This is a genomic window from Algoriphagus algorifonticola (assembly GCF_007655305.1).
Classification (GTDB): Bacteria; Bacteroidota; Bacteroidia; order Cytophagales; family Cyclobacteriaceae; genus Algoriphagus; species Algoriphagus algorifonticola.
Map to the genome: position 1 here is coordinate 19,536 of NZ_VLOG01000029.1, position 23,751 is coordinate 43,286.

General features: G+C 39.3%; 17 protein-coding genes. 8 read left to right on the forward strand and 9 right to left on the reverse strand.

Annotated features, from left to right (window positions below; all coding sequences use genetic code 11):
* Window positions 1-3: 3 nt before the first annotated feature.
* Genes FL972_RS06225 through FL972_RS06235 form a run of 3 tightly spaced genes read right to left on the reverse strand, consistent with a single transcriptional unit; the run spans window position 4 to window position 6,829 of the window.
* A complete protein-coding gene (locus FL972_RS06225) occupies window positions 4-954 on the reverse strand; it encodes a Smr/MutS family protein (RefSeq protein WP_144604200.1) in 951 nt (316 codons plus the stop codon).
* Window positions 951-2,249, reverse strand: a complete 1,299-nt coding sequence (locus FL972_RS06230; RefSeq protein ID WP_144604201.1) for a cryptochrome/photolyase family protein — start codon at window positions 2,247-2,249, stop codon at window positions 951-953. Before FL972_RS06230 ends, FL972_RS06225 begins: the two co-directional genes overlap by 4 nt.
* 41 nt (window positions 2,250-2,290) lie before the next feature.
* Complete coding sequence (locus FL972_RS06235; RefSeq protein WP_186300025.1) at window positions 2,291-6,829, reverse strand: translocation/assembly module TamB domain-containing protein; 4,539 nt, start codon at window positions 6,827-6,829, stop codon at window positions 2,291-2,293.
* A 74-nt stretch (window positions 6,830-6,903) separates the two neighbouring features.
* Between FL972_RS06235 and tsaD the strand changes: the two genes are divergently transcribed.
* Genes tsaD through FL972_RS06260 form a run of 5 tightly spaced genes read left to right on the forward strand, consistent with a single transcriptional unit; the run spans window position 6,904 to window position 10,156 of the window.
* The gene (gene tsaD / locus FL972_RS06240; protein WP_144604203.1) at window positions 6,904-7,917 is read left to right on the forward strand and encodes a tRNA (adenosine(37)-N6)-threonylcarbamoyltransferase complex transferase subunit TsaD; all 1,014 of its coding nucleotides are present in this window, start codon (window positions 6,904-6,906) and stop codon (window positions 7,915-7,917) included.
* A 1-nt stretch (window position 7,918) separates the two neighbouring features.
* Window positions 7,919-8,389 (forward strand): SsrA-binding protein, encoded by a 471-nt coding sequence (smpB, locus tag FL972_RS06245; protein ID WP_091649416.1) that lies wholly within the window; start codon window positions 7,919-7,921, stop codon window positions 8,387-8,389.
* Window positions 8,352-9,149 (forward strand): SH3 domain-containing protein, encoded by a 798-nt coding sequence (locus tag FL972_RS06250; protein WP_144604204.1) that lies wholly within the window; start codon window positions 8,352-8,354, stop codon window positions 9,147-9,149. The genes smpB and FL972_RS06250 overlap by 38 nt, the downstream gene beginning before the upstream one ends.
* Window positions 9,150-9,151: 2 nt before the next feature.
* Window positions 9,152-9,661 carry an HNH endonuclease gene (locus FL972_RS06255; RefSeq protein WP_091649421.1) on the forward strand — a complete coding sequence of 170 codons (510 nt, stop codon included), beginning with the start codon at window positions 9,152-9,154 and terminating at the stop codon, window positions 9,659-9,661.
* A 42-nt stretch (window positions 9,662-9,703) separates the two neighbouring features.
* A complete protein-coding gene (locus FL972_RS06260) occupies window positions 9,704-10,156 on the forward strand; it encodes a hypothetical protein (RefSeq protein WP_144604205.1) in 453 nt (150 codons plus the stop codon).
* 54 nt (window positions 10,157-10,210) lie between these two features.
* On the opposite strand, the gene FL972_RS06265 is transcribed toward FL972_RS06260, so the two are convergent.
* Both FL972_RS06265 and FL972_RS06270 read right to left on the reverse strand, forming a co-directional pair.
* Entirely contained in the window at window positions 10,211-10,816 is a 606-nt protein-coding gene (locus FL972_RS06265) for a ribonuclease HII (RefSeq protein WP_144604206.1), read from the reverse strand.
* Window positions 10,788-13,460 carry an MGH1-like glycoside hydrolase domain-containing protein gene (locus FL972_RS06270; RefSeq protein ID WP_144604207.1) on the reverse strand — a complete coding sequence of 891 codons (2,673 nt, stop codon included), beginning with the start codon at window positions 13,458-13,460 and terminating at the stop codon, window positions 10,788-10,790. Before FL972_RS06270 ends, FL972_RS06265 begins: the two co-directional genes overlap by 29 nt.
* A gap of 288 nt (window positions 13,461-13,748) precedes the next feature.
* Here FL972_RS06270 and FL972_RS06275 point away from each other — a divergent pair, with 288 nt between their 5' ends.
* Both FL972_RS06275 and FL972_RS06280 read left to right on the forward strand, forming a co-directional pair.
* Entirely contained in the window at window positions 13,749-14,117 is a 369-nt protein-coding gene (locus FL972_RS06275) for a BlaI/MecI/CopY family transcriptional regulator (RefSeq protein WP_144604208.1), read from the forward strand.
* Entirely contained in the window at window positions 14,117-16,339 is a 2,223-nt protein-coding gene (locus tag FL972_RS06280) for a M56 family metallopeptidase (protein WP_144604209.1), read from the forward strand. The genes FL972_RS06275 and FL972_RS06280 overlap by 1 nt, the downstream gene beginning before the upstream one ends.
* A gap of 4 nt (window positions 16,340-16,343) precedes the next feature.
* Here FL972_RS06280 and FL972_RS06285 read toward each other — a convergent pair whose 3' ends face one another.
* Together FL972_RS06285 and FL972_RS06290 are read right to left on the reverse strand one after the other, a co-directional pair.
* The gene (locus FL972_RS06285; RefSeq protein WP_144604210.1) at window positions 16,344-17,477 is read right to left on the reverse strand and encodes a glycosyltransferase family protein; all 1,134 of its coding nucleotides are present in this window, start codon (window positions 17,475-17,477) and stop codon (window positions 16,344-16,346) included.
* Entirely contained in the window at window positions 17,474-18,343 is an 870-nt protein-coding gene (locus tag FL972_RS06290) for a UDP-2,3-diacylglucosamine diphosphatase (RefSeq protein ID WP_144604211.1), read from the reverse strand. Before FL972_RS06290 ends, FL972_RS06285 begins: the two co-directional genes overlap by 4 nt.
* A 243-nt stretch (window positions 18,344-18,586) precedes the next feature.
* Here FL972_RS06290 and FL972_RS06295 point away from each other — a divergent pair, with 243 nt between their 5' ends.
* Complete coding sequence (locus FL972_RS06295) at window positions 18,587-21,061, forward strand: S9 family peptidase (protein ID WP_144604212.1); 2,475 nt, start codon at window positions 18,587-18,589, stop codon at window positions 21,059-21,061.
* A gap of 408 nt (window positions 21,062-21,469) precedes the next feature.
* On the opposite strand, the gene FL972_RS06300 is transcribed toward FL972_RS06295, so the two are convergent.
* On the reverse strand, window positions 21,470-22,966 hold the full coding sequence (locus FL972_RS06300) for a M43 family zinc metalloprotease (RefSeq protein WP_144604213.1): 1,497 nt from the start codon (window positions 22,964-22,966) through the stop codon (window positions 21,470-21,472).
* 144 nt (window positions 22,967-23,110) lie between these two features.
* Window positions 23,111-23,524 (reverse strand): hypothetical protein, encoded by a 414-nt coding sequence (locus FL972_RS06305; RefSeq protein WP_144604214.1) that lies wholly within the window; start codon window positions 23,522-23,524, stop codon window positions 23,111-23,113.
* Window positions 23,525-23,751 lie beyond the last annotated feature (227 nt).

Below are 23,751 nucleotides of genomic sequence, written 5' to 3' on the forward strand. Positions count from 1 at the left end.
CAATTAGGAAATTCTTACTAAAGTTGCCCCGTAACCCCACTGATCTTTCTGTGTGTCTTGAAAGTACTTAATATTTCCCAATTGACTCAATCGCTTATGAATTTCTTTTCTCAAGACCCCATTTCCTATTCCATGAATAAAGGTGATTTCATCCATTCCGGATTGAATAGCTTGATCCAATTTCCTTTCGAATGTTTCTAGCTGAATCCGTAATTTCTCAGAATTACTCATGGATTGATGATCTTCCACCAGCTCTTCAATATGAAGGTCAATGCTTCTTGCAAGCTTCTTTACAGGCTTTTCCTCCGGCTTGGGATTAAGCTGCTCCAACTCGTAGTTCAAGGACCGAATATCCAATTCTTTGGTAGTCTGTTCCAAGTGGAACAAATAAGCAGATTTATTCAAAAAAGGAGCAGTGCTTAAATGCTTGAAAAATTGGGTCGGCTTGATTTTTAACTGCCTTTCAAAAGGAGCAATACCTTTTTCCAGCCTTTGTTGAATGGGAATAAAACGCAGCAAAAAAGCTGGCCATTCATCCATTTCTTTCAACAGTCTATCGTTAAATTTTTTGGCAATCCCAGGTTTAACTTGTTCTGCCAAAAGAGTTCTCTGATTGTTGCCGAATACCTCAGACACATGAACCAAATAATCTTGCTTCGAGTCATTGATCAGATATAAACTGAGGTTTTGATCATTGACGGGAACAAATGCTAAATAAATTCCCTGGTCTTTGGGAGCGGAAATAGCCTGAGGAATTTCCGAAAAATCTTCCTGAACTTTACTCTCACCGAAATAGGATTTTTCTACTTCTGAGATTACGACCGCTTCAGATTTCATGGCGGGAATTACAAAACCATCCTCAATTTCTACCTCAATTCTGCCACTTGAGGATATTTTTCTGATTATCCCTTCTTCTTTGCCATGTAGTAATCTTACTCGGTCTCCGATATTCATTGATCCAGTGCTTTTTTATAAGTGTCCAGTGCTCTTTGTCGGGCAAATTTATGGTCTACAATCGGTTTTGGATACTTATCAGTTCCAAATTCCGGTACCCATTCTTTAATATACTTCAAATCTTTATCAAACTTTTCAGTTTGCGACTCCGGATTGAATACCCTGAAATAAGGCTGTGCATCTGTTCCGGTTCCTGCAGCCCATTGCCAACCTCCATTATTAGAAGCCAATTCATAATCCAATAATTTGGCAGCAAAGTAAGCCTCACCCCATCTCCAGTCAATCAACAAATGTTTGGTCAGGAAAGATGCCACAATCATTCGCACCCTATTATGCATGTAGCCCGTTTGATTCAGTTCCCTCATTCCGGCGTCGACTATGGGGTATCCTGTTTTTCCCTCACACCAGGCCTTAAATTCTTCTTCGTTATTTCTCCATGGAATTTGATCATAAGCGGGCTTGAATGCTTTATCAACCACCTGAGGATTATAGGCCAGAATAGTCATATAAAACTCTCTCCAAATCAATTCATTGAGATAGGTATCATTCAGCTTGGCAGCTTCCAAGGCCAGCTTTCGAATAGAAATAGTCCCAAAACGAAGATGAATTCCCAGTCTACTGGTACCATCCTTTGCCGGAAAGTTTCGTGTTTTGTCGTATTCAGAAATCAAATCCTTATCTACTGTATTGGACGGGATTTTAATGTCAGTTTTTTCAAAACCAATATCTTCCAAACTCGGAAGTGAAAACGGTTTTGTTTCATCGAGATTTTTCCAGTGAAAATAGGAGAGAGGTTCTATTTTCTGTTTTTTGAATTCCTCCAGCCAAACTTTGCTGTAAGGAGTAAAGACTTTATAAAACTCTCCTGATCCATTTAAAACCTCCCCGGGCTCAAAGATCATTTGATCCTTGAATGTGTAAAATTCTATGTCTTTTTCCTTCAAAAATTTCTCCACCTCCTGATCCCGCTCCTTGGCATAAGGTTCATAATCTCGGTTGGTATACACAGAGGAAATCGAATATTCCTTGCAAAGTTCTTGGTAGACCTCTATAGGCTTCCCATGTTTTACCAGGATAGAACTTCCTTTATCCTTCAACTCTCCGTGAATTGAGGTGATTTGCTCATGGATAAACTGAACTCTGGCATCTTGTTTATCTTCCAGCTTGTCTAAAATATTGCTGTCAAAAATGAAAAGGGGCAATATATTTTCTTCCTGCTGCAAAGCATAATACAAGCCCGTATTGTCTTCGAGTCTCAGGTCTCTACGAAACCAGAAAATTGTGATTTTTTGCATGGATGTACTTTTTTAGAAAAGTAAGTCTGAGGGGAAATTGTTTATTGATCCTCCTCTTCTTTTCTGAAATATTGCTTGACTTTTTCCTCTTTCAAAGAGTCGAGCCGCTTTTCAATATTGTCTAAATTGATAGGTTTCCAGTTTTCTTCCGAATCTTGATTGTATCTCAAATAGTTGTCAGAATCCTCGTATAAGGGATCTGCTTTCTGCTTTTTTCGGGTGATTTTTTGAAATAATTCAGAGAAAGAGTTGAAGGAAACGTTTTGGGAAATTGAAACCCCATAAGTATTTACATTTCTCGAAAGGGACAGTGACGTAAAGGTGTTGAAATTATTCCGGTTGAAAACCCTGATTCTATAAACTCCATCATCAGTTAATAAATATTCCGCCTGCCAGTCTCCAATAATGGACGCAGCATCTGCGTTTCCTGTATTGTCCGTAAATCCGCCGTCTCGAGATACCCGAAGTCTTCCGTCGAGGAAAGTATAAGCAACGCTCAATTGGAAAGTTTCTAGCGCATTTTGATCCAAGGAAGCCAAATCAAAATTGACTTCCAGGTTTTTGTCTACTTGACCCAAGAATGAGTTTAGCTGGGAGGAAAGTAATTGTCCCAAACTGTTGGAGAATGAATTAACCCCTGCGAACTGGCCTTCTGGAGAGAAAGAACGGGTCATAATAACAGAGAAAACCTGACGGTTCATCTCCTGCTCATCGTTGTTGATCCTTGACTGAAATGATGAAATTGCTGTTTGTACATCTCCTGTGTTAGGGAACTGGGAGAAGTCAAATCCAAAATTGATATCCGGTGAAAGAAGCTCTCCATTTAGGTTCATGATTACTTCTACCGGAAATCTTCTATTACTTGTGCTTTGCTGATCCTGAAGGGAGTTTCTGGTTAAAAGAGGAGCGATAGATACAGTCTCCGTATATTTTGCTTTAAGGTTCATGACGCCTTCATATGGATCTCCATACCAAGTGATTCTTCCGCCCGGTTCTACGGTAAACTCCTTTTTCAAAACATTGTAAAGGGAGAAATTATAGGTCGCTTCGGTGATTTCATAACTTCCACTCAAAGAGAAATTTCCCTGTGTATCAATATTCATGGTTAAAAGTCCTCTTCCTCTACCGGAGATTTTTTCTTCTGTCCTTGGGTCAATGATGATTTCGGTGTAAGCATCAGGAGTTACATCCAGCACAAAATTCATTCGGACATTTTCTATATTCAGTCTATTAATGTCATCGGATAAACCCTGCATTCTTACAGTATCCCGAATATTGATAATGTGGATATACTCTTCACTCACTTGCTCATTGCTACTGGTCAGAGGAATGAAAATTCGTGTATTGGGTTGACTGGTCGCTCTCGCATTGATATCCAGATTGGAAGTTGAACCCAGAATGTCTATGGTACCGCTCACATAGGCTGTTCCGTAAAACACCTCATTATCTCTTGAAGTAGTATTCAATACTTGGAAATTATTGAGTCTGGCATTGATGTCCAGCGTGATATTATTGAGGCTTTGGTATTTAAGACCTCCGTTTAAGTTGGCAGTGTTGCCATTTACATCCCTTGCTACCAAACGGTCAAAACTCACTTCTCCCGGTTCGAAAATGATGCTTCCATCCAGTTGATAAAAGGCGTTGAGATAATTTACACGTAGTTTGCCCTGATTAATTCTTCCCTGCCCCAATAGCCTAGGTTTGGTGACGTTTCCGGTTAATTGGATATCTCCTGAAACTGTTCCACCCATATTGGATAAGTAATTGGATAAGAAGGGTTCGAAAATCGCCAATTCGGCATTTCGTAATTCCCCAGCCAAATCAAACTCTTGAGAGTCCAGATCAACTGTACCGCTCATTTGAATAGCCTTTTTCTTACTTAAAAAATTTTCTAAAGTCAGATTGAGAATATTTTGCTGCAAATCTGCACTGGCCACAAAGTCACCTACAATGATTTCATTGATGCTTAAAGAATCAATTTCAATTTGGGCTTTTAAAGTTCTATCAAATTCCTCACTCGCAGAGATAGTAACCGATCCATTGATGGCTCCTTCGTAAGCTTGGGGAGTTAAGGTGTTGAGGATATTGGCATTTACATTTGAGATAGTTAGATAAAATTCATCTTCAGGATTTGAGCTGAATATACCTTCCAAGTCTATTTCTTGATTTCCAGACTGTATCCTTACATTATCAAAAGCGATTTTTTCTGATTCAATCCTGATCTCATTATTTGGGTCAAATTTCCATTCACTATCCAGCACTATAAGTTGAGACGGTTCAAAATTGATACTAGTCTGGGTAGGAGTAAATTGAGCCAGGGCTTTGATTCTAGCCTTGCTTCGGGTTGAGTCCTGATCCAAAGCAAAGTCCAAATTCAAAGCTTCATTACTCCAAATCGCCTCGAATCCAAAATTGCTGAAATCTAAGGACTGCCCAATTTTTTGGGATTTGGAGAAAACGTAGAAGGAAGCCAATACATCTTCACTATTGATAAGTTTGGATGTATTGAAGTCAATATTGACATTTCTGGCTATATTATTTTTGTATTGAATCGTGTCAATACTGGTAAAAAAGTTGAAAATCGTGTTCTCCGGTGTTTGATAAAACGCTCCTTCAATCAGCGTATTTTTGGAGATTCTGTATTCCGGTTGAAAGAGTTTTAAAAGCGGATTAATATCGATTAAACGAATATTCAAATCCAGTTTGTACTCCTTATTGAAGTATTCTTCAATATCGGCAACGGGAGGTTTTTGCTTGAAAAGGATAGCTAGATATTGATTGAATAATACTGGTAAATCCTTCGCCATTTGCTCTAGTTCAAATCTTCCAGAAGCACCAGCCACAATGTAATCTGAGTTGAGAGACATAGTTCGCGTACCTCCCGCAAATAAGGATTGAAAGAAAAAGTCGCCTAATTCCAGAGATCTGCCGTCATAGCCTATGGCTATATCTTTGAAGCGCATGATTCCAGTTAGTACATCAATATTGATCCCTCTGGTATCAATTTCAAAATCTCCAGATAAGGAAGTTGCCACATCTGTCAGACGCATTTGGTCTAAATTCGCGGTGTCCAGCTGCATTCGGATGTTGATAGCCTCAGAGGTATCTCTCAGATTGATGGTTCCTGAAGCTTTCAGTTTCAAATTTGGATCGGATATGGATAAGTTTCCCTCAAAAAGGTCCAATCCATAATTCGCATCCGTTCGAATATTGGAGTAGGTGTATCCATTAATTCCCAATTTTGAAATCACCGCATCCAAGCCGATCAGGATATCCTCTTTGCTTTTACCCTTTAGATTGACATTCCCCTCTAAGCTGATTTTTTGGAGCAATTCCGGATTTTCAGCCAAGACACCCAGATCTAGATTTTTGATGGAAACTTTTGAGACGATCGAGTTTACGCCGTCTTTTTGATCAAAATTGACACGTCCGTTTAATTCCCCTATGCCAGTACGGAACTGTCCATTCGTTGTGAATCTGCTTGGTAAACCTGCAAAATCGGCACTAAGTCGGATCGTTTTAAATTTACGAATCTCTTTTTCAATTTCAGGGCTTAAATAGGGGCCTAAATCACTGGCTTCGATAGTGGAGTTTTGTAGAGAAAGATTGATGTAGGTTTCCTCAAAATTGGGAAGGCCGTCCAATCGGAAGGATCCAAATATTTCCGTTTTCTTTCCCAATCTTAGGAGGAATTCCTCGGATCTTATATCTGAAACAGGTCCTTGTACCTCTCCTGTTAGGATGATGGCATCCTCAATGTCTGGAAGTGTAGGTGCAAAAAAACGTAAATCCTCCAGACTGAGTACTGTTTCCTTCATTCTGGTGATGACGACTACCTTATTGATGAAATCCGAGAAAGCACTTGGACTAGCATATTCGAATCTTAAAAAATCCTTGATATGACTTTGGTTGGTAATCAGATTTAATTTATCAAACTCAAGAAATTCGGAAGAGTATGTGAGCTGAGTTTGCAATTCTTTGATCGTCAATCCTGAGCCTTGCTCTACACCTGTCAGAAGACCTATATCAACTCCAATTTCATCTCCATCTACGTAAAAATCAGAGGCACTGATGGCTATATCAGCGAAGCGCATGTGGTTATAGTCCAGCCCTTTTTCTATGACTGGTAAGTTGTAATTGACCAATGAAAACCGGGAGTTCCTTAGGTCAATCTGGCCAATTCCAAATTTGGCAGATCCTCCGCTTTTACCTGAACCGAAGAGTTCATTTAATTCTTTGATCCATGAATTGATATTCATAGATGAGTCTCCCTCATGAGTGAAAAATTGTACTGTAGCTCTTTCCAATCTTACCTCATCCAAAGAGGGATTGTTTGGAGGAAGCAAGGACTGCAGTTGAAAATCAATAAATGCGCGATTTGCAGACAGCATAATGCTGTCTCGGTGGTCTTTTACTTCCAAACCGGAGATTTCCAAGGCGTCCCACCAATTCAGGTCAATCCTATCAATATTGGTGGTGAACTGGGAATTTTTATTGAGATATCCTGTTAATTTATCTACAGCCCAATTTTGAAACTTGGGGGTTTGGAGAAGCAAAGCCAGTGCTATTACACTGATCACCAGCATTAAGATTACCCAAAGGAGTATTCGAAAGGCTTTGTATAAAAAATCCGTAACTTTCGCGTTCTTTTCCAATGGATACCAACGATATTTCTATTCTAGCAATTGAGTCCTCGTGTGACGAGACTTCTGCCTCTATAATCTTAAATGGCAAAGTACTTAATAATATTGTGGCCACACAATCAGTCCACGAAAAATATGGGGGTGTTGTTCCCGAGTTAGCCTCTAGAGCGCATCAGGAGAATATTATTCCTGTGGTGCACGAGGCTTTGGAGTCTTCCGGGATCAATAAGAAAGATCTCAGTGCAATTGCCTTTACCAGAGGACCGGGTCTCATGGGAGCCTTGCTCGTGGGAGTAAGTTTCGCCAAATCCATGGCTTATGCTTTGAAGATTCCGCTGATTGAGATCAACCACATGCAGGCTCACGTATTGGCTCATTTCATTGAGGACCCTAAGCCTAATTTCCCATTTATTTGTCTGACAGTCAGTGGAGGGCACACGCAGTTGGTCTTAGTCAATAATTACCTGGATATGCAGGTCATTGGAGAGACAAGGGATGATGCAGTAGGGGAGGCATTTGACAAAACAGCCAAATTGCTAGGTTTACCTTATCCGGGTGGGCCTTTGATCGATAAACATGCTCAGTCAGGAAATCCAAAAGCTTTTGAGTTTCCCATCACTCGCATGCCTGAATTGGATTATTCTTTTAGTGGAATCAAAACTGCGGTTTTATATTTCTTGAGAGATCAACTGCAGCAGAATCCTGCCTTCATTGAGGAAAATCTGAATGACCTATGCGCCAGTATACAGCATAGTCTTATTGAAATGTTGCTGATCAAATTGAAGGCAGCCGTCAAACAATATGGCGTGAAGGATGTAGCTATAGCAGGGGGAGTCTCAGCTAATTCAGGTTTGAGAAATGCTCTGACTGATTTGGCCACAAAAAGAGGCTGGAATATTTTTATTCCGAAATTTGAATATTGTACGGATAATGCAGCCATGATTGCCATGGCAGCCCATTTCAAATACTTAAAAGGAGATTTTTCATCCATGGATGTCACTCCTTTAGCAAAAATGAAAATCTAATATGGCTACCAAAGTCAATAAATTTGAGAAGCATATCAATATCAAAAACCGAAAGGCTAGCTTTCAGTTTGAGTTTATAGATACCTATGTAGCGGGAATGGTGCTGAAAGGCACTGAGATCAAGTCCATCCGAGAGAGTAAGGTGTCTTTGACTGAGGCCTTTTGTATTTTTTTGGATGGGGAATTGTACGTGCGACAGATGCATATTGCCCCATATTCTATGGCTTCAAGCTATAATCATGAGGCTGTGAGAGATAGAAAGTTGCTTTTAAGTAAAAAAGAACTGGAAAAACTCGAAACTAAGTCGCAGGAAAAAGGTCTTACTATCATTCCGGTTCGTATATTTATCAATGACCGTGGAAAAGCAAAAATGGAAATTGCTTTGGGTCGAGGTAAAAAATTACACGACAAGAGACAGGATCTGAAGGAAAAAGATGCCAAAAGAGAACTCCAGCGAATGGCCCTTAAATGAAATATTCGGAATATGCCGGCAAACCATCTTGCCGGTTTATCGAAAACCTACAGTAGACTCAGCACTCCAAACCCAATTGCTTTTTGGTGAGTGCTATCAGGTGTTGGCAGTGAATTCTGGCCGAACCTGGTATCGTATTTTTCATGAAGACTCCCAGATGGGAGGTTGGATTAGCGCCAAATCATTAAAAGAAATTTCAGGAGGAGATTATCAGAATTTCCTCAATCAGGATTATCAAATTGTAACTAGTCCCATTGCTGCCATTGAGTATCTGGGCACAAACCTATACCTACTTCCCGGGAGCAGGCTCCATTTTTCTGATTTGGAATTATTCAATTGGCAGGATCATATTGGCTTTACCGGAACCACCAGGAGTCATGCTTTGAAAGCAGATCGGGAACAGTTGATAGATATTGCTTTGAAGTATGTCAATGCTCCTTGGCAAGCAGGAGGGAGAAGTATTTTTGGGCTCGATGAGATGCTGGGCTTTGCATTAATTTATACCATTGGTGGGTATAACTGGTATTCAGACCAATTACCGGGAAGAATCATCCCTTTTAATCATGCGATGCCGGGAGATTTATTTATTTTTCATGATGAAAAAACTGCCAAAGACTCATTTGCAATTTATTTGGGAATGGAAGAAGTCCTTTGGATGGATAATCGGATTAAAGTTTCTGATTTGGACGAGTGGCAGGCTTTTTTGAAAAACAATCAATCTCATCAAGTGGTTTTGGAGGCAAGAACGGTAGTTGTATAGGTATGGAAAAGCGAGTTTTGGTGTTGAATTTGGATCATTCTCCCGTTGCGGTGGTAACTGTGCAAAAAGCATTGGTGTTAACCCTTTTGGAAAAGGCAAATGTACTTTCAACCTATGAACTCCTAGAAATTCGGACGGTAAGTCGCTCCTTTGCTTATCCTGCTGTCATTCGGCTAAATCAATATAAAAATATTCCCTACCGTGGGGTTTTATTAAATAGAGCCAATCTCTTTAGAAGGGATAGAGGAGAGTGTCAATATTGTGGAAGTCAGCGCCACCTTACAATTGACCATGTGATTCCTAAATCCAAAGGAGGGAAAACCAATTGGACCAACCTGGTTACGGCCTGTAATCGTTGCAATGTCAACAAAGGAGACAAGACTCCGGATCAGGCAGGTTTAACCTTGAAAACCACTCCATTTAAGCCTACACTAGCTTATTTTTTGGCAGATTACGCAGAGCGACAAGCTTCCGAATGGATTCCATTTTTAAATGTTAATGTTCCTCAATAGGGAAAAATTTAATTTTGGCAACAAAATTGTACGAATGAAGACATGAATAGTCTTACCCTGATCCCTGCATTGATTCTTTCTTTTTTTCTGAATATCAATCAAATCCAAATACAAGAGCTTTTTGGAAAGTGGCAGTTGGTTTATTTTGACGGAATAGAAAGAATTAGAAAATCCCCACAATTTTTAAATGCAGATTCGGCGACTCAAGCCAATATGCAATACAGAATTCAGTATAGACTTGAAAGCACTGTTTACCAGTTTTCTGCCGGTGACTCATTGAAATTTACAGATTTTGAAAATCAGCAATTGGTACTTAAAAAGGCCAAAGTCAAATTGGATGATCAAAATATCCTGACAATCTATGAGGGCAATGAAGTTAGGCAGGCAAAAATTGTAGAGTTTGACGCCAATAAGTTGGTGCTTCAGCCCATCAGTCAAAATCCAGGAGCAGGTAAATTAGTCTTCGAACGAATTATAGAGAAAAAAGAAAAGTAAAATCACCCTTAAAATAAATAAAGCCAGCAGTTTCTGATTGCTGGCTTTTTCTTTTCATTTGAGTCCCAAATCCAATTGTCGAGGCAAAAGCTGAAAACTTTTTCTATGCCAAGGACTGATTCCATGCTTTTGGATTCCTTCTCTGTGTGTCTTGGTCGGGTATCCTACGTTACTTTCCCATCCATAATGAGGAAATGAGTTTGCTAAGTCTTCCATCATTTGGTCTCTATGAACTTTTGCCAAAATAGATGCAGCGGCAATACTAGCGAATTTGCCATCTCCCTTAATGATGCATGAGTAAGAGTATTCCAATTTAGATCTCCATCTGTTGCCGTCAATAAGTAAATGTTCAGGCTTTATCTTCAGCATTTCTATTGCACGACTCATCGCAAGAAAAGAGGCATTCAAAATATTGATCTGATCTATTTCGGCGACCGTTGCTTCTGCAATAGCCCAGTCTAAGGACTTGTATTTGATCTCCTCGATCAATTCCTCCCTTTGGTATTTCCCCAATTTTTTGGAATCATTGATCCAAGGATTTTCATAATCAGCAGGTAGGATTACAGCAGCGGCAACAACCGGACCTGCCAAACATCCTCTACCCACTTCATCGCAACCCGCTTCTATTCTATTAGCTTCTAAATAGGGTAGCAGCGCCATATTTTAAAGGTGTTTTCTCTTTATAAAATTTATGGATCATCTCCGCAACTAATCCCGTCCAACCTGTTTGATGGGATGCTCCCAGTCCTTTTCCACTGTCTCCATGGAAGTACTCATAAAAAAGGATATAATCTTTGAAATGAGGATCGTTCTGGAATTTCTGCTGATTGCCATACACTGGTCGGTGCCCGTTTTCATCTTTGGTAAAGATCTTGATGCAGCGCATGGAAAGTTCCTTGGCTATCAAATCCATGGTCATGAAATTCCCTGAACCGGTTGGATATTCAATAGAAAAGTCACCTCCATAATAGAAATCAAACTTTTTCAAGGACTCTATGATTAGGTAGTTGATCGGAAACCAGATCGGACCTCTCCAATTGGAATTACCTCCAAACATTCGAGTATCCGATTCTCCCGGAGTGTATTTGATTGAGAAAGTATCCCCATTGATTTTCATGGTATAAGGATGCCTTTGATGGAATTTAGATAGAGACCTAATTCCAAATTCACTCAAAAACTCCTCTGAGTCGAGCATCTTATGAAGAACGCTCTTCATTCTGTGTCCTCTCAATAGGGAGAAAAGCCTTCTCTTATCGTATCCAGGTTGGATCCAGCTAGAAACCAAGGCAGCTAGTTTGGGTTTTTCCCGTAGAAAGAAGTCCAGCCTTTTCTTAAACTCCGGTAATTGATCGAACAAATCTTCGCGAATAGGTTCTACGGCAAATAGCGGAATTAAGCCTACTATGGAGCGAACCTTCATTTTTTTAGATTCCTTGCCAGGCACGTGGAAAATATCATAAAAGAAGCTGTCATCATCATCCCATAAGGATATATGTTCAGCGGAGATATTATTCATTGCCCCTGCTATATATAGAAAGTGCTCTAGGAATTTGGTGGCAGTGAACTGGTACACCTTATTGAATTCACAAAGGTCCAGGGAAATGCGGAGCATGTTTAATGAAAACATAGCCATCCAAGAAGTGGCATCAGCCTGTTCTAATTTCCCCTGATAGTGTTGTGCATGGCTTCTGTCAAAAAGGGAGATATTATCCAATCCCAAGAAGCCACCTTCAAAGATATTTTTCCCATCGGAGTCTTTTTGATTGACCCACCAGGTAAAATTCAGCATCAGCTTATGTAGTGCTCTCTCCAAAAAATCCTGATCTCCTTTGCCTCCATTGGCTTTTTTGTCAATCTGGTATACCCGCTGTACCGCATAAGCATGCACAGGAGGGTTTACGTCTGAGAAATTCCATTCATAGGCAGGAATTTGACCATTGGGATGCATGTACCATTCATTCAGCAGCAGGAGTAGCTGATCTTTTGCAAATTCAGGGTCAATTCTGGCAATGGGAATACAGTGAAAAGCTAAGTCCCATGCCGCGTACCAGGGATACTCCCATTTATCAGGCATGGAGATGATATCATAGTTTTGAAGGTGCCTCCAATGATGATTTCTTCCTTTTTTTCGCTCTTTTGGCGGAACATACCTTCCGGGATCGCCTTCCAGCCAACGCTCTACATCGTAGTAGTAAAATTGTTTGGACCACATCATCCCGGCAAAAGCCTGGCGTTGAATTCTTTTAAGATCCGGATCAGTTACGCGATGCTGAAGTTTTGAGTAGAATTCATCTGCTTCTTTTTTTCTTTGTTCCAAGCAGGGATCACAGGCTTCTAATGGATTATCATCCAATTGATGCTGCATACGTAGATTCACCACGGCACTTTCTCCTGCAGGTATCTCCAGTTTGTAAATAGCTGCTGCCTTGGTACCATGGAAAGCAGGATTCAGTTTCCTTTCGTCTCCATGGACTACAAAGTCATTGATGGCATCTTTGGTAAAGTTTCTTTCATTCGGGATTCCATATAAGCGCTCCCGGTTGGTCTCATTATCGCAAAAACGAACATCCGGATTCCCTTCAAAGGAAATGGAATAATTACCTGACTTAGGGCTGAATGCTTTAATTCGATTGGATTTTGTCAAGCTGATTTTGGGCATGAAGGGTTCATGCCCGGTAAACCAGGTTTTTCTAAACCAGAAGGTTGGCATCACCCAAATGGTGGCTTTTTCCGGTCCTCTGTTGTGAATGGTGGCTTTGGCAATAATATCCTCAAAATCATGTTTGGCATATTCGATAAAAATATCGAAGTACCTATCATCATCGAATACTCCAGTATCTATAAGTTCAAATTCAGGGTCAGTTTTGCCCCTTCTTTTACTTTCTTCAATGAGTTTTTGATAGGGGAATTCCGCTTGAGGATACTTATAAAGCATCTTCATGTAGGAATGGGTAGGTGTTGAGTCAAGGTAATAGTAGATTTCCTTGACATCTTCTCCGTGATTTCCCTGATTTCCGGTAAGTCCAAAAAGGCGCTCTTTTATAAAAGGATCTTTGCCATTCCAAAAAGCCCAGGCATGACAAAGCTTCTGCTTGTAGTCGGAGATTCCGGCTATTCCTTCTTCTCCCCAGCGATAGGCTTTACTTCTGGCATCATCGTGGGTCACGTTTTCCCAGGCAGATCCATCGGGACTATAATCTTCCCGAACGGTTCCCCACTGCCTCTCAGTGAGATAGGGGCCCCACTTTTTCCAATGCTTTATAAAATCCCTATCCTCTTTTAATCGTTTATATTCGGCTAACATGTAGTTCTCTAGGTTGAGCAAGTTTCGAAATTAGAATAATTCAGAGACTTAATTTCAAATTTAGCTTTTCTGTTTTGTATCTGGTAGTTGAATTGATTTTTCTGAGAAAGTCTAAACACTACTTCTTTCAAATTCAATTCAAATAGCTACTGTAAGCCAAATGTTTTTAAACCTGAATTTTATTTGTTTGAAGTTTAGATCATTATAAATAATTGTTAAAATTCAATTCTACACTTGTAGAAATTAGTTTTAATTCTACATTTGTAGAATAATCTTAATAATTCTGATATGAAACTATCTAAGAGTGAAGAAGAACTGATGAGTTATCTATGGCATTTGGGTAAGGCATTCATGAAAGATTTACTTGAAGCTTATCCAGAACCCAAGCCTGCTGCAACAACTGTTTCCACGCTTTTAAAAAGAATGCAGGACAAAAAGTATGTGGCTTATAAAGCTGTGGGGAATAATCGACAATACTTTCCTCTGGTTTCTAAAGAGATTTATTTTTCCAGACAGCTCAAGGGTTTGATCAAAAATTTTTTCAATGATTCTCCTGGGCAGTTTGCCTCATTTTTTACTCAAGAAACAGATTTGTCTAAAAAGGAGCTCCAAGAGCTAAAATCTTTAATAGAAGATCAATTAAATCAAAAGGACTGATGGAATACTTGCTCAAATCAATACTTTGCTTGCTGCTATTGCTTTTGTTTTATAGGCTATTTCTACAGCGGGAGGTGCTCTATCAATTCAATCGTTTCTTTTTACTAGCTGCGATCGTTGCTTCTTTTTTGATCCCTCTATTGACCATTGAAGTGAAACAGGAAGTTCCTGTAGAACCTTTTCTTATTTCCGAAAACGAGACGGAAAGGCCTTACCTGGAATCCATTATTCAAGAAGATGAAGGTATTCAGCTAAACTCAACTATCCCAGACCAAACAAAAAAGGTCGAGATCCCTTGGATCACCATATTGTGGGGCGTTTATTTCTTGGGAATGGTAATTTTTCTGTTGAGGTTCATCCGAAATATTTACCGAATCCAAAATCAGATCCGAACCAATCCAAAAATAGTCTACAGGAAGGAAAATTTGGTATTGTTGAAACAGCCAATATCCCCTTTCTCCTTTCTGAAATACATTTTTTATCCCAAAGAGCCTTTTGAAAAGGAAGGAATGCCAGAGGCAATTTTTCTGCATGAGCAATGTCATGTTCATCAAAAACACAGTTGGGACACGCTCTTCGTAGAAGCTTTGCTGGTTTTGCTTTGGTTCCACCCCGGGCTCTATTTAGCCAGAATGGCTATTCGACTTAACCATGAATTTATAGCTGATCAACAGGTGGTTAGGAAAATGCCTGTTTCAGATTATCAAAACCTCCTATTAGCTATCCTTTCGGGTCGACAAAGCTTTGCTCTCGGAAGTAATTTGAATTTTTCCCTCACCAAAAAACGATTCGACATGATGAAAAAGCCTTCAAATCCCGGAATAAAAATCCTAAAATTGACCTGCTTAGTTGTCTTTTTAGGTGCAATGATTTGGCTATTTGCAGAAAAAACTGTGGTTAGCTCTTTAGCTCAAGAAAATGTAGAAGACAGTAATAATTTATTAAATCAATCTGTTACGACAGTTTCGCTTCAGCTGAATGAGGAGGGTGAAATTTATTGGGAAGGAAATAAAATTAGTAAAGAGCAGCTTACTCAAGAGTTGGTAAAATATGATGCTGAAAGTCTAATCGTTGAATTAAAATCTGCTCCAGCAATAAAAATGGGGGAGGTTGCTGATATTCAGAATTTGCTGGCTACAAATAATATTAGAAAAATAAAGTTTCAGGGAGGCTCAAGCTCTAATCAACCTGAACATAAGGAGATTGAAAAAGAGCGATACTTCAGAGATGCCATCTTCCTAATTGAAAGTGAGCAAATGGATTATACTCAAAAAAGATATTTTGAGCTCTCTGAAAATGAAAAAGATAGGTTAAAGTTTTCGAGTAAGCCCCAACAAAAGAAAAGTCCAGACAGCGAAGCATTTGAATCGTTTAAAAACAAAGATGAATTTGCAGTTTGGATTGATGGTCAAGTGATTTCTAACCAAGAGCTCGAAAATTACAAACCAGAAGATTTTGTGCTGGTATTTCAATCCAGAGTTTTTCCAAATGCCCGATCTGAGCAATTCCCTCAGCCTTATCAGGTGCATCTATATCGAGAAAATTATTTCCAAGAGCAATATGGTCCAGATTCTGAAATGTTCCGCCCGCGCTCAAATTACGATACTATCACACTTACCCAGCGGAGAGTCACTTGGATGAAGGATATTTCCCGGTATCCTGATCCCACCACTGCCTTTCTTCAAAAGAATGCCCGCTATGAAAAACTTAAATTATCTGATAAAAAGGATGAACCTGAAATAAAGAAAGAAATAGAAAGACTGTATTTGGAATTGGAGAATGAGTATAATCAGGCTATAGAAAACAGGAAAAAACAATTGCCCAAGCCACTTCCTACTGATACTATTTCTCCTGTTTTTAAAAATAAAAGCGAAAGTAATTCTAAACAGATGAGCTTTTCATCTAGCAGTAATTCGACAAAAATTAATGTAGTCCCTGCTGTTCAAAGCAATGAAGTCAGAAGCTATTTGAAACTTTATAGCGAGTTTCAGGCTATCGCAAATGAGAATCGGATTTTTGCAAATTGGACTTACTCGAAGATTAAGCAGATGGAAACCAAGTTTAAAGAACTGGAAGCTCGATACATGGGTCTTTCCATCATAGAAAGAAGAGGTATTAATCGTGCTAATTTTCCTTTCATAAGGCTTCAGAAGGACGGGATGACTATTTATAAAAGGCCCGAAGATTTAAGTGCTGAAGAAAGAAAAAATTTAGCCTGTTAGGAAATTATCCAAATGCATGATTTGAGTTAGGGAAGGAGCCTTCAGGCCAGACAACCTGAGAGCTCCTTTTTTCTAATGTCAAATCCTCAATAATCCCAGACCAGCTTTCCACCCAGCTTTGATATTTTTTCACAGCTTCCTTATCCTTAATACCTGTTTTTTCTAAAAGCTTGAAATTAAACTCCGATGCGGCTATCCCTATCTTTCTTTCCTGAATTTCAATGGCATTGCAAGCTTGTTCGTATTGACCTTCTACTGGGATGACCATGATTTGCTTCCCCAAGTACAATGCTTCGCAAATTGACTCAAATCCTGCTGTGCAAACCAAACCTTTGCAAGCTGCCATATCCTCCAAAAACTTCTGATCATTTACTTGATGAAGGCTGAGGTTGGGACTGGGATGGATAATTTCATTTTCTCCTTTCTTATCCCAATAGCCCTTTATTTTGATTTGAGGATTGCTCTTTGCAAATGCGATCAAGTCTTCAGCATAGCCGGGGTTTACCATGTAAGCAAGGTAAAAGTCACCTGGATAAGGGTTCAAAAACTTTAACTCTCTTCGTAAAAGTGGGGGAACAACTGTGATTTTACCTTCTGCTTCCAGTGGTTCAAAAGATAAGGCTAGAATTTTATTGGCTGTCCAAGCACTTAATCTGGTGTTGAATTGGTACAGCAGCCGTTCTAATTTTCTTTTTTTGGGGAAGAGATAATTACTGTGATTAATCAAATATTGATGGCCAATTACCCAAAACTCAGCTTTTGGTCTAAAAAATCCGGCATACAGTCCCCCCAATAAGTCATAAAAATTTAGAATCACATCCGGCTGATGCCTTTGATTCATCAAATGGATCTCGCGAAGGCTATTTATGAAAATCGGTGCTTTCAAAAAGTTTTTTCGAAGGGTTTTAGATAGACTGATTTTTTTATTGTCCCCATCCGTTTCAAAATTTGGACTGGGAATCCAGTGGATAGGGGCATTTATTTCTCTTTTAAAAAAATCCGGTATGGCTCTCCGATTGCTTTTTCCGAGAATGACAGCGCAAACTTCATGACCTTGGGATTTTAGTAGCTGGGAAAATGAGATAGCCTGAGTCATATGACCCCGACCCTCTCCCTGAACAATAAATAGAAATTTCATGATCGAAAAGCAGGTGGGTCTAGGTCATCATTTTTGTTTTCAAAGGAAACCTGCCTCAATGGGATGATGTTGTCTTGACTTTCACCTTCAAAAAAGCTGGTAATTTGATGGTCTCTGATTTCTTTGAAATCTATTTCGTTATAGTAGATCAACTGCCAGTTTCCCTCATGATCCTCAGCCAGAGCTGACATAGTTTCAACCCAATCCCCGGAATTGAGGTAATGTACGCCTTCTATCTCCCTGTCCTCAGCTTTGTGAATATGGCCGCAAATAATTCCATCACACCCTTTTGATCTAGCCATTTTAGCAAGCTCTTTTTCATACTCATCAATGTAGGAAACAGCGGACTTTACCTTGGATTTGACATATTGGGAAAGAGAATAATAGGGTAGACCTCTTTTGAATCTATAATGATTGACGATACGGTTGAGCCACAGCAAAAAGGTATATCCCACATCTCCCAAATATGCGATCCATCGGAGATTAGTCGTTATGCTATCAAAAATATCTCCATGGGTGATAAAATATTTTTTCCCCTGACTCTCATAAATCATGTCCGTTTGGATGGACAAATTCCCAATCTGCAAGGGGAGAATCTGATCCAAAAAATCATCGTGGTTACCTCGCAGATAGTACACTTTGGTTTGATGATTTTCTATCATCTTGAGGATTCGGTTAAAAAAACGCGTGTGCTTTCTTTTCCATGTTCCTGATTTTTTAAGCTGCCAACCGTCTATGATGTCTCCGTTGAGTATGAGGTTTTCACAGCGGTATTGCTTAAGAAATCTGGCTATTTCTTTGGCTTTGGATCCTCTGGTACCCAAATGCACATCGGATACAACAATGGTTTTGAAATGGGTCTTCACGCTTTTGTTTTGATCGAAAGGTAGTCTCTCAATTTGAATCCAGCATGTTTAGGTTGTTAAGTATTTACTATGAATTCAGAAGATTATTCGGTGAATATGAAGTGCCCGTTAATTGAATATGAATTATCTGTATGACTGAGGCTCAGAGAGGTCAAAAGGCTTTTCTTTCTCCTTTTTACGCAAGCGGTAAAGTAGCTTAAACTCCTGTTTTTTAGTTTCGTCAGAAAATAAACTATAGAGATTATGCGTAGAATTTTACTCGCTTTTGGGTTCTTTTTGGCTTTTGCTACAAGTCATGCCCAAGAGCCTGTTTACTCTGGTAATTATGAATTGGCATCTCGTTTTTCCCCTGAGAAGCTAAAGAAGATGATCTTTTCCACCAGTGTTAACCCACATTGGATGAAAAAATCAGATCGGTTTTGGTACGAATACGAAACCAGCGAAGGGAAACGCTGGTATGTGGTGGATCCGGTTAGAAGAAGCAAGTCCGAAATGTTTGACAGGGATAAGCTTGCTGCTGAGATCACCCGTGCGGTAAAGGATCCTTTCGATGGGCAGCATCTGAAATTGGATGATTTGAAACTGATGGATGATGAGAATACCATCCGATTCAAAGTAAAAAGTACAGCAGATGTCCTCAAGTCTGACTGGGCTGAAATCAAAGAAAAGAACAAGAATGCCAAGGACTCCTTGGAAAAGAAGGTTCATACTTTTTTGTACAATATTTCTACTCAGCAGTTGACGGAAATTGAAACGGGAAAAGATCCGAAAAGGCTTTCATGGGCCAATATTTCTCCGGATTCCTCCAGAGTGGTGTATATGAAAAATTTCAACCTCTACTGGATGGATAAGGAAAATTTCCTCAAAGCGGTGAAAGATGAAAAGGATTCGACCATCGTGGAAAATCAACTTACAGAAGATGGAGAGAAGGATTATGAATACGGCTGGGGTGGTCGTGGTGATGACAATGTAGAAGAGGAAAAATCCAAAGATGACCGCAAAAGGGCTGGAGTACTTTGGAGCTCTGACAGCAAGCAGTTTGTAATGACCCGAACAGATCAAAGAGATGTGAAAGACCTTTGGGTGATTCATAACACCCGAAATCCTCGTCCAACTTTGGAGACCTATAAGTATGCCATGCCGGGTGAAAAGGAACAGCCTCAAACTGAGCTTTTGCATTTCTCCTTTGATCAGATGGAAATGAAGAAACTTCCAATTTCCACCTTCAAGGATCAGACTGTTTCCCTTTGGTCTACTACTCCTCCGGCAAATACTAGATATGATGATTTCAGACCAGCGACATGGTTGGGTAATCTCAACGAGTTTTACTTTGCTATCACTTCCCGGGATTTGAAAAAAGTGGATGTGGTAAGATGGAACTTAGCTTCCAATCAGAAAGAAGTAGTGATCGAGGAAAGAAGCAATACCTACATTGATTTTGAAAAGCTGGAATTGGTAGGAAATGAATTGATTTGGTGGTCTGAACGTGATGGTTGGGGGCATTTTTACCTGTATGGAAAAGACGGAACTTTGAAAAGACAATTGACTTCTGGTCCTTATCATACCGCTGGTGCGGCAAGAGTTGATGCCAAAAACAGGAAACTCTACTTTGTAGCCAATGGACGCGAAAAAGGCGAAGACCCTTACTATGAGCATCTTTATTCTGTCAGCCTAGATGGTGGCGCAGTGAGCCTTTTAAATGCCGGTGATTTCAATCATGATATCGACATCAATGACAATGCAAGTTTCTTTGTAGACACTTATTCCCGCGTGAATACAACGCCGGTTTCTGTGTTGAAAGATAGAAATGGGAACAAGGTCATGGATCTTGAAACAGCAGATTTGAGTCAATTATTCGCAGCGGGCTATCAGTTTCCTGAGCCTTTCAAATTCAAGGCAGATGATGGAATTACTGATTTGTATGGTGTCATGTATAAGCCTTTCGATTTTGACTCAACCCGAAAGTATCCGATCATAGAATATGTATACCCTGGACCTCAGACAGAAGCAGTGAATAAGTCTTTCGGCAGAAGTATGGATAGAACAGATCGATTGGCTCAGTTTGGTTTTGTGGTGGTTACCTTGGGTAATAGAGGAGGACATCCAGCACGCTCTAAGTGGTACCACAATTATGGCTATGGAAACCTGAGAGATTATGGTTTGGCTGATAAAAAAGCGGCCGTAGAGCAATTGGCAGACCGTCATGACTTTATTGATAGAAGCAAAGTAGGTATCCACGGACATTCAGGTGGAGGCTTTATGTCTACAGCCGCTATGCTAGTGTACCCAGATGTATTTAAAGTGGCTGTTTCGTCTGCAGGAAACCATGAAAATAATATCTACAACCGTTGGTGGTCAGAGAAGCATCATGGAGTGAAAGAACAAATTTCACCTAAAGGTGATACCACCTTTGTTTATCAGATTGAAAAGAACCCTGACTTGGCTAAAAACTTGAAGGGACATCTGATGCTCTCAACCGGAGATGTGGATAATAATGTGCATCCTGCAGGCACTATCCGCATGGCTAATGCGCTGATCAAAGCAGGGAAGCGTTATGAATTTGTGATTCTACCTGGACAGAGACATGGATATGGAGATATGACCGAGTATTTCTTCTGGAAAATGGGAGACTACTTCGTTCGCCATTTGTTGGGTGACAATACTCCGCCACCGGTTGACATGATAGAAATGCAAAGGGATAAACCTAAGGATAAGTGAGAAAGCTGAAATAAGAAAGCTAATAAATGGCTTAGAAATTAGTGGTGTTTGTTGCAGGAAGGTTGCAGCAGGCACCACTTTTTTCGTGTTGATGGTTTAAAGAAAATACAAAAGTTTGACCCCCTCATGGCCAGGAAGTTCTGGTAGGGCGCTTTACTTTTCGACGGGTTGCAAACGTGGTTATTGAGAGATTCAATCCTTTCAGGATTGTTTTCTATTCATATAGCTTAGATGGATGCTAAAATGATAAGCTGTCGAACTTCTATAAAAGTCTGTATCATATTATAACCACGAAGTGGGTCAACTCCTCAATAGCCGCCAGTGAAACTGGGGGGCTAGGGAGTCATCCTTTAGTGCGCCACAACTCTGAAGGAGTTGAACTCAAAGATTAAGCTATTATTAGACAGTTTATTCAATCGGTTTAACCCCCGGATCAAATACTCCACGAACCCAAGGTTTTGATTGACTTCTGCCATTTGGATTGACATTTGTTGGTAAAAAATACCCTGTATTTATCGTGGATATCATTTTATTGACTTGATCTAAGGTGAAACTATTACGGACACTAGGGAAGTAGTCCATCACGTTAGTTGGGTAAAAATATTCTCCATCACAGTTAGTCTTGAATTTGCCCTTGATTTTCTTTGTATCATCGTTATAAGAATCTGTATCCATAAACCCATCTCCATTCAAACAGTGCTTTCCAACAGAAAAGGTATGAGGCAAACCCAAAAAGTGTCCTGCCTCATGAAGCATTGTAAAAGTATTTAAACGCTTTGTGATAACAAATCCATAAAACCTAGAAAGCTTTTCATCTGATAAAGGTGGATCAAATGCAAACCCGTCAGCGCCGTTAATGTTCATTATAAACACATTGACATAATTATTTGGGTCCCACATGTTATCAAATAGGTATTTATAAGTTGTCACATCTCCGTATAGGTAGGAATTTTTTTCCGAAAAAACCCGATTGATTCCTGGTTCAGGCAAAGGAAAACCATCTGGTCCAATTAAGGCTGGAAAGAACTCTAAATTGGGGTCCACTTGATTATGTCCTTTCCTCAACTGAGAACTTTTTCCTCCTTGTAGCCATTCATTTGTTACATGCAAAAGCTCGATAATCTTTTCTTGTGAGGGATTTTCTGTAGTTCCTTTTTCTTGTCCTGAATGAATAATATGGAAAATGATTGGTAAAGAATATTTCTTAGAAAGGTCAGGCAGTTCTCGGGAGTAAAGTATTTCAACCTCACTTTTTTTATCCCCAATTTCTACCCAAAACGGGATTTCACCTGACCTTAAAACTGGAACCCTATGGAGACTCTCCAAGACTTTACCATCAAAAAAGAATTTATAATCAGGCTTTTCATTTTCAGGAAATTCCTTTCCCCTGTAATCATAAATGCTCGCATTGAAATCCACAAAAGATCTACCGGAAATTGCATATGGAGCCTTTGTGGAATCAGCCATAGAAGCCTTAAACTTTGAAACATAAGTCTTTGGGTCAACATCAATTACTCTGATTTTTAAGGTTTTACTTTTTATTCGACCGATTTTCCCATAAAGTTCAAATTCTTTTTCTTGGTGAAGTGGTATTCTTGGAGGATTTGAATTTTTTTTCCCATCAATGAAATATTGAATTGTGGGATAGAATGGTAAAGTTATTTCATCTCCAAATGCTCCAAAAAACTTTGGTGTAAGGTTCAACTCGTGACTTCCCTGCCAAATCACGAAAACAGAGTCGTATGGTATTAGTTCAAAGTCAGTAACAAGGTCAAAACCTTCAGGTAGAGGATCCTCTCTTTCTCCGCATGAATTCAGAAATAACAGCCCAAAAGAAATCAAAACCCAGAAAATGGTTTTTTGGATTTTTCGGAAATAGAAGAAAAAATCTAATTGGCGAATCATAAAAATGAATAGTTTGTGTTCAAAATTCAAACTAAGAAAAAATTTAATTTAATCTTATAATTTATCTGATTTTTTAATAGAGCAAATTCATGAATTTAGATATATAGGCTCTGTAATATCAAAATCTCGACCTTGTCTTCAATTTCAATAAAGAGGCTTTATTAGTAGTGTCGGATTTTCTGAATAATCTAATTTCTGAAGTGGCATCTTGCTATCGATATCGGGTAGAGGAACAGCCAGCAATGAAAAATTCATTTGGGGCATTGGGTTTTCATTATACCCCATAATTCTTTGAGTGGGGTCTTTAGAATAAAATTTAGGCTTTTTTACTAAATCAAATTCCTCAATTTGGAAATCAAGATAGCTATTGGAAGTTTTTTTATTCAATCCATAGCCATAGGTTGAAAATGGCTCAATTGGAATTCCTAAATCAATATTGTCTCGAATCTTGAAAGACTCAAAATCTTGGGCCTGTCCGTATTGGGCATGGTTATCTTGTGCCTTTCCAAAATTCACTAAAAATAGAAAGCTTGCAATGAAGACTAATATTGGTTTCATATTTTATTTTTTTTAGACCTATGAAAAATAATTTAATAAGCAGTTGATTACTAATTTTTTAACATCTTTTCATTGTCGGTTATTTCCCAAAATAATATATAATGGATATCCACTTTCTTACCAGGATTAACAAAAATACGGCTTATTGTCTGCTAAAAGGATCAGAATCCGGAAGCTTCGGTCTTCGGTCTTCGGTCTTCCAACCAGTCAGCAAAGAAAATAGGGCA

What these genes read in the sequence shown, in the direction of transcription:
- FL972_RS06225 (WP_144604200.1), bottom strand. Translation starts at nt 954, where the DNA reads ATGAATATCGGAGACCGAGTAAGATTACTACATGGCAAAGAAGAAGGG.
- FL972_RS06230 (WP_144604201.1), bottom strand. Translation starts at nt 2,249, where the DNA reads ATGCAAAAAATCACAATTTTCTGGTTTCGTAGAGACCTGAGACTCGAA.
- tsaD (WP_144604203.1), top strand. Translation starts at nt 6,904, where the DNA reads ATGGATACCAACGATATTTCTATTCTAGCAATTGAGTCCTCGTGTGAC.
- smpB (WP_091649416.1), top strand. Translation starts at nt 7,919, where the DNA reads ATGGCTACCAAAGTCAATAAATTTGAGAAGCATATCAATATCAAAAAC.
- FL972_RS06250 (WP_144604204.1), top strand. Translation starts at nt 8,352, where the DNA reads ATGCCAAAAGAGAACTCCAGCGAATGGCCCTTAAATGAAATATTCGGA.
- FL972_RS06255 (WP_091649421.1), top strand. Translation starts at nt 9,152, where the DNA reads ATGGAAAAGCGAGTTTTGGTGTTGAATTTGGATCATTCTCCCGTTGCG.
- FL972_RS06260 (WP_144604205.1), top strand. Translation starts at nt 9,704, where the DNA reads ATGAATAGTCTTACCCTGATCCCTGCATTGATTCTTTCTTTTTTTCTG.
- FL972_RS06265 (WP_144604206.1), bottom strand. Translation starts at nt 10,816, where the DNA reads ATGGCGCTGCTACCCTATTTAGAAGCTAATAGAATAGAAGCGGGTTGC.
- FL972_RS06270 (WP_144604207.1), bottom strand. Translation starts at nt 13,460, where the DNA reads ATGTTAGCCGAATATAAACGATTAAAAGAGGATAGGGATTTTATAAAG.
- FL972_RS06275 (WP_144604208.1), top strand. Translation starts at nt 13,749, where the DNA reads ATGAAACTATCTAAGAGTGAAGAAGAACTGATGAGTTATCTATGGCAT.
- FL972_RS06280 (WP_144604209.1), top strand. Translation starts at nt 14,117, where the DNA reads ATGGAATACTTGCTCAAATCAATACTTTGCTTGCTGCTATTGCTTTTG.
- FL972_RS06285 (WP_144604210.1), bottom strand. Translation starts at nt 17,477, where the DNA reads ATGAAATTTCTATTTATTGTTCAGGGAGAGGGTCGGGGTCATATGACT.
- FL972_RS06295 (WP_144604212.1), top strand. Translation starts at nt 18,587, where the DNA reads ATGCGTAGAATTTTACTCGCTTTTGGGTTCTTTTTGGCTTTTGCTACA.
- FL972_RS06300 (WP_144604213.1), bottom strand. Translation starts at nt 22,966, where the DNA reads ATGATTCGCCAATTAGATTTTTTCTTCTATTTCCGAAAAATCCAAAAA.
- FL972_RS06305 (WP_144604214.1), bottom strand. Translation starts at nt 23,524, where the DNA reads ATGAAACCAATATTAGTCTTCATTGCAAGCTTTCTATTTTTAGTGAAT.